This window comes from Paraconexibacter sp. (assembly GCF_041602235.1).
Lineage (GTDB): Bacteria > Actinomycetota > Thermoleophilia > Solirubrobacterales > Solirubrobacteraceae > Paraconexibacter.
The window spans coordinates 1-5528 of the sequence record NZ_JBFIGP010000245.1; the positions used below are offsets into that span (position 1 = coordinate 1).

Below are 5528 nucleotides of genomic sequence, written 5' to 3' on the forward strand. Positions count from 1 at the left end.
CGATCCTGCTGCCCAGCACCGGACGCAGGAAGCTCGTCTGGTTCGACAGCCCCTGGGCCATGAAGCCGTCACGCATGACGACCGTCGCGGTGGCCATGGAGGTGATCGACTCGGCGATCGATGCCAGCACCCCGCCGTGGACGAGACCCATCGGCTGCTTGTGGTGATCCTCGACGGTCACGTGCGCGGTCACACGATCGTCGGACTGCTCGTCCACGACGAGCCCGTACAGCGCGTCGAAGGTGCGCTCGTAGGGAACCGGCAGCGGGATGTCGCTCATGGCCGGAACCCTAGAGGAGCGAACCGCGGCGCAGTCCGTGCCGGTCGCACGTCCGGCACGCCTCCGGGCACAAGCGACTAGGCTCCCGCGTCTATGGCGCGTGTAGATCAGTTGCCGGCCGATCAGAAGGCCGTCCTCCAGTTGCTCCTGAAGCAGGGAAAGACCTACGACGAGCTGGCGGCGCTGCTGCGGCTCGACGGCACCGGGGTGCGGGAACGTGCTCTGGACGCCTTGGACACCCTGGGGCCCGACGATGCCGGGGACCTGAAGTCCGCGCAGCAGGACGAGATCTCGGACTACCTCCTCGGCCAGCAGTCCGCCTCGGCACGGGCCGCGACCCGTCAGTTCCTCGAGACCTCGGCGTCCGGGCGCGCGTGGGCGCGCGTCGTCGCCGGGGAGCTGCGCCCGCTGGCCGGTGACGCCCTCCCCGAGATCCCCGCCGACGTGGCCGAGGTCGACGAGGCGTTCGACGCCCTCGAGGCTCGCAAGGTGGCCCGCCAGGAGCGTGCGAAGTCGTCGCGGCTCGGCGGGTTCCTCGTGCTCGGCGGACTCGGCGTCGCCCTCGCGGTCGGCCTGGTCCTGATCTTCGGCGGCGGGGACGACGACAAGCCCACCGCCACACCCACGACGACCTCCGCGCAGACCGGCGCCGCCGGCACGCCGAAGGTCGACGCCCAGATCAACCTCGAGGGCACGATCCCGGGCTCCAAGGCCCTGGGCGTCGCCCAGCTGCTCTCGCAGGGTGGCCAGCGTGCTCTCGCCGTCACCGGGCAGGACCTCCAGCCCAGCGCCCGGTACGTGGTGTGGCTGTACAACAGCCCCAGCGACGCGCAGTTCCTCGGTTTCGCGCCGCCGGTCGAGAAGGACGGGCGCCTGTCCGGTCTCGCGGGCGTGCCCGAGAACGTCGACAAGTACAAGGAGCTCGTCGTCACCAAGGAGAAGGTCGACCGGCCGACCAAGCCGGGCACCATCGTCCTGCGCGGCAAGCTCGACACCGGCACCTGAGGTGCGCGGGGCGGCGTGCCGCCCCGGGCGACCGCCGCGGGCACGGGCCCGTGGCGGTGACGGCGGCGGTCGGCGTCCGCGTGGCGCGCGGCGCCCGTAGGGCGCTCAGCCCTCGCCGTGCAGGCGCTCGAGGCCGTCCAGGGCCTCGTCGAGGAGTCCACGACCGGCCTTGCGGACCATCGGGCCTCCGAGCCGTGAGATCCCGCGCATCTTCGTCCGCTGCTCGATCGTGACCTTCGTACCCTGGGCCTGCGGGCTCAGGGTCACCGCGGTGCTCGAGTGATCGAGCAGGTGCTCGAACGGCGTCCCGGCGACCTGCTGCTCCCACGCCGCCTTCGTCGGTTCGTCGAGCGCCGTGAGCCGGAAGTCCGCCCGGACGTTGCGCCCGCGCTCGGTCGTCATGACCTGCGTGAACGCGCTGTCGTTGACCGCCTCGACGCGCAGGACCCGCGGCCACCAGCGCGGCAGGTGGTAGGGGTCCCCCACGATCCGCCAGAGATCCTCGGGGCTCGCCGCGATCGTGCGGCTGCGACGTATGGTCGGCATCCGCTACTCGGACTCGTAGGGCACGAGGGCGTGGACGTCGTGGGGCCGCAGCGCCGACCGGCCGTCGAGGAACGCCAGTTCGATGAGGAAGGCGCAGCCGGCGACCGTCCCGCCGCTCTGCTCCACGAGCGAGCACAGGGCGGCCGCGGTGCCACCGGTGGCGAGCAGATCGTCGTGGACCAGCACCCGCGCTCCGTGGGCGACGGCGTCGGTGTGGAGTTCGAGGACGTCCGTGCCGTACTCGAGGAGGTACTCGGCGCGGACCGTCGTGTGCGGCAGCTTCCCGGGCTTGCGCGCGAGCACGAACCCGCAGCCGAGCTCACGCGCGAGCGCGGGCCCGAGCAGGAAGCCGCGGGCCTCCGCGCCGATCACGACGTCGGGGCGCAGCGGCCGCGCGTAGTCGGCGAGCCCGCGGACCGCGGCATCCAGGGCCAGCGGGTCGGCCAGCAGCGTGGTGACGTCCTTGAACCCGATACCCGGCTTGGGGAAGTCCGGGATCTCGCGGATCGCGGAGCGCAGGTCGACCGGCGCCGTCACCCGGCGATCTTCCGCAGGTCGCGGATCAGGAGCAGGTGCTTCAGATGGGTGGTGACGGCCGCGAGGTTCTCGAGCGCCTCGATCGCCTCCTTGCGCCGCTCCACGTTGCGCGACCGCAGCGCGGGCGCCAGGAGCTGCTGCAGCAGCGCCGCCTCGCGGTCGGCCGACGTGCGGAACACCCGCAGGTTGCGACCGCCGACGCCGTAGCGGGCGAGCTCCGCGACCGCGCGGATGATCTCCCGCTCGGTCTCGTCGTAGTACTTCGTCCCCGCGCGCAGGTCGCCGCGGATCACGCCGTACTCCTCGAGTTCCTGCACCAGCGTGGGGTCCGCGCGCGTCTCCTCGACGACATCGGCCAGCGAGTACATCGAGGGCGTGGCGGACACGGTCACGCTGCTGCGACGCCGCGCGCTGCGCGCCTCCGACGCCGATGAGGACGACGCGGGTCCGGGCCCGCCCTCCTGGGCGCGTCCGGCGGCGAGCTCCTGGCGGATCACGCGCAGCGGCAGGAACTCGTCGCGCTGCAGGCGCAGGATGGTCCGCAGCCGCTGGACGTCCGAGGCGCTGTAGAGCCGGTAGCCCCCCGGGGTCCGGCGCGGCTGCAGCAGCTTCTGATCCTCGAGGTAGCGGATCTTGGAGATCGTGATGTCCGGGAACTCGGTCTGGATCGCCTTGCAGACCGCGCCGATGGTCATCGACTTGCGCGGCGGGCCCTCCTCGACACCCGGGTCCCGCGGGGCGGACTGCGCCTGGGTGTCGGGATCGGCGAGGGACATCAGCGCGTGAGGAACGTGAGCTTGTACTTGCCGACCTGGAGCTCGTCGCCGTCCTCGAGACGCTGGCTCTCGATCCGCTGCCGGTTGACGTACGTGCCGTTCAGCGAACCCAGATCGTCCAGGTACCAGTCCCCGCCGCGGCGGACCATCAGCGCGTGGTCGCGCGAGACCGTCACGTCGTCCAGGAACACCGCGGAGTCCGGGCGGCGCCCGATCGAGTGGCGCTCCCCGTCCAGGGGAAAGCTCTCGCCGACGCGGCCGCCTCCGGCCCGGATCACGAGCGCCGCCCCCTTGGCGACGATCTCCTCGAGATCGACGGGGATGAACTCCCCGGTCTCGCCGACCCGGTACGTGGCGGTCGAGGACTCCCCCGCGGCCGCGTCGGTGCCCGTGCCGCCGAGGTAGGCGCCGCACTTCTGGCAGTAGTTCGCGCCGTCGGTGTTGACGAAGGCGCATTCGGGGCAGTGGACGGCCACGACGTCGCTCCCTCTCCGCGTCCGCCGGCCGCTACTCGTCGGACTCGGTGCCGGCGCGCCCCGCGAGGATGTCGGTCAGGCGCTGCACGTCGGCGCCGGTGATGACGTCCTCACCGGTCTCGTGCTTCTTGCGCAGGCGGTTGACGAGCTCCGCACGGAGGATGTCGATCTTGCCGTGCAGGATGCGGCGCTTGTAGGAGATGTCGATCTCCTCCTCCGTCAACTGCTGGATCAGGTCCTTGAGCTCCTGATCGGAAAGCGAGCCAAGGTCCGGGAACGTCTCCATGTCCATCTCTCCTGCACGCGGCTGGTCGTGGGGTGTCCGCGGGCCGCGCGAGCATAGCAGCGCACCCTCAACGGTCAACCAGAGCTTGAGGGTGCATCCTTCCGTGCAGCGATCTGCACCCGCGCGTCCCGGATGTAGAGCCACGTCGCGGTGTAGGCGAGCGCGAGCCCGAGGTAGAGCATCCCGAGCGCGAGCCAGTGCACGTCGACCAGCGCGAAGAAGATCGCGGACATGGTGGGCCCGACCGCCAGACGCCCGGGCCAGTTGATGCGCAGCGTCGCACCGCGGTTCAGCGCGATCCGGCCACCGACGAGCATCAGGACCTCGCGGAAGACCAGCAGACCGAGCGCCCACCGTGGCAGCAGCTCGAAGTGCCAGACCACCACGACCCCGGAGATGACCAGGAGACGGTCGACGATCGGATCCAGCAGGGCGCCGAAACGGCTGTACTGCCCGGTGATCCGGGCAGCCATGCCGTCCAGGTAGTCGCTCCACCCGATGACCGCGAAGATGATCGCCGGCCAGGCGTCGGTCCCGCTGTCCGAGGAGAACGCCAGGACCAGGAAGAGCGGCAGCAGCGACAGCCGCACGAACCCGATCGCGTTGGGGATCGTCCAGACGTGCCACGGCGCGCCCTCGAGCGTCTGTGGCGGCGGCGGACCGGAGCGGTCGAGACCCAGCAGGCGCCGGGTCGTCATCCGGATCGGCTCGACCCGCTCCCGCGTGTTCTCCCGCGCCTGCTCCACCCGCTCGCGCGTCGTCTCCCGCGCCTGCTCCACCCGCTCGCGCGTCGTCTCGCGGGCCTGCTCAACCCGTTCACGGGTCGTGTCGCGGGCCTGCTCGACCCGCTCGCGTGGTGTCAGGGGAGGGTCGCCCACAGCTCACCCACCGCCGCTGCCGCCCCGTCGAGCGGGACGCCGTTCTCGTGATCGGCGAGGCCCCGCCGGACCTGCGCCTCGAGGGCCCCGGACTCCAGCGAGCGGCGACCGAGGGTCAGGCGCAGCGGACAGCCGAGCAGCTCGGCGTCCGCGAACTTCTCGCCCGGACCGCTGTCGCGGTCGTCGTAGAGCACGTCCATGCCGTGCCCGCGGAGCTCGTCGTAGAGCTGCTCGCCCGCCGCGCGTTCGGGCGTGTCGGCCTTGCCGAGCACCACGAGCTCCACGTCCCACGGCGCGATCGCCTTGGGCCAGCTGATCCCGCGATCGTCGGCGAACTGCTCGACGGCGGCGGCGGCGATGCGCGCCGGCCCGATCCCGTAGGACCCCATCACGATCAGCTGCTCCTTGCCGGACTGGTCGAGGTAGGTCGCCTTGAGCGGCTCGGAGTAGCGCGTACCGAGCTGGAAGATGTTGCCGATCTCGATCGCTGGCTCGATCCGGATCGCCTGGCCGTTCACCGTGTCGCCCGCCTCGACCGTCCGCACGTCGACCCGCCGGAAGGGGAAGTCCCGTCCCGGACGGACGCCGCGCAGGTGATGGTCCACCGCGTTGGCGCCCGCGACGTAGGACGCGCCGTCGTCGTCGCGCACGGCGTGATCGAGCAGCACCTCGACCTGCGCCCCGACCGGCCCGATGAAGCCGGCGGGCCCGATGCGCTGCGCGATCTCCTCCTCGGTGGCCGGC

Annotated in this window: 9 protein-coding genes; 1 reads left to right on the top strand and 8 read right to left on the bottom strand. The window is 71.7% G+C overall.

Annotated features, from left to right (window positions below; all coding sequences use genetic code 11):
• A partial coding sequence (locus tag ABYE80_RS16150) for a PaaI family thioesterase (protein ID WP_372791333.1) occupies window positions 1-280 on the bottom strand: 280 nt, incomplete at its 3' end.
• Between the two features lie 93 nt (window positions 281-373).
• Here ABYE80_RS16150 and ABYE80_RS16155 point away from each other — a divergent pair.
• Window positions 374-1285: a hypothetical protein gene (locus tag ABYE80_RS16155; protein WP_372791334.1), complete on the top strand. Its 912-nt coding sequence runs from the start codon at window positions 374-376 to the stop codon at window positions 1283-1285.
• 105 nt (window positions 1286-1390) lie between these two features.
• Here the strand turns inward: ABYE80_RS16155 and ABYE80_RS16160 are convergent, their stop codons facing one another.
• From ABYE80_RS16160 to ABYE80_RS16190, 7 genes are all read right to left on the bottom strand, one after another.
• Window positions 1391-1831: an SRPBCC family protein gene (locus ABYE80_RS16160; RefSeq protein ID WP_372791335.1), complete on the bottom strand. Its 441-nt coding sequence runs from the start codon at window positions 1829-1831 to the stop codon at window positions 1391-1393.
• 3 nt (window positions 1832-1834) lie between these two features.
• The gene (locus ABYE80_RS16165; RefSeq protein WP_372791336.1) at window positions 1835-2368 is read right to left on the bottom strand and encodes an adenine phosphoribosyltransferase; all 534 of its coding nucleotides are present in this window, start codon (window positions 2366-2368) and stop codon (window positions 1835-1837) included.
• Window positions 2365-3144: a MerR family transcriptional regulator gene (locus tag ABYE80_RS16170; RefSeq protein WP_372791337.1), complete on the bottom strand. Its 780-nt coding sequence runs from the start codon at window positions 3142-3144 to the stop codon at window positions 2365-2367. The genes ABYE80_RS16165 and ABYE80_RS16170 overlap by 4 nt, the downstream gene beginning before the upstream one ends.
• The gene (locus ABYE80_RS16175) at window positions 3144-3620 is read right to left on the bottom strand and encodes an FHA domain-containing protein (RefSeq protein ID WP_372791338.1); all 477 of its coding nucleotides are present in this window, start codon (window positions 3618-3620) and stop codon (window positions 3144-3146) included. The genes ABYE80_RS16170 and ABYE80_RS16175 overlap by 1 nt, the downstream gene beginning before the upstream one ends.
• A gap of 31 nt (window positions 3621-3651) precedes the next feature.
• Window positions 3652-3906, bottom strand: coding sequence for a hypothetical protein (locus ABYE80_RS16180; protein WP_372791339.1), 255 nt, complete (start codon window positions 3904-3906; stop codon window positions 3652-3654).
• 74 nt (window positions 3907-3980) lie between these two features.
• Complete coding sequence (locus ABYE80_RS16185) at window positions 3981-4784, bottom strand: CDP-alcohol phosphatidyltransferase family protein (RefSeq protein ID WP_372791340.1); 804 nt, start codon at window positions 4782-4784, stop codon at window positions 3981-3983.
• The coding region (locus tag ABYE80_RS16190; RefSeq protein ID WP_372791341.1) for a proline--tRNA ligase at window positions 4766-5528 on the bottom strand (763 nt) is incomplete at its 5' end. The genes ABYE80_RS16190 and ABYE80_RS16185, both read right to left, overlap by 19 nt.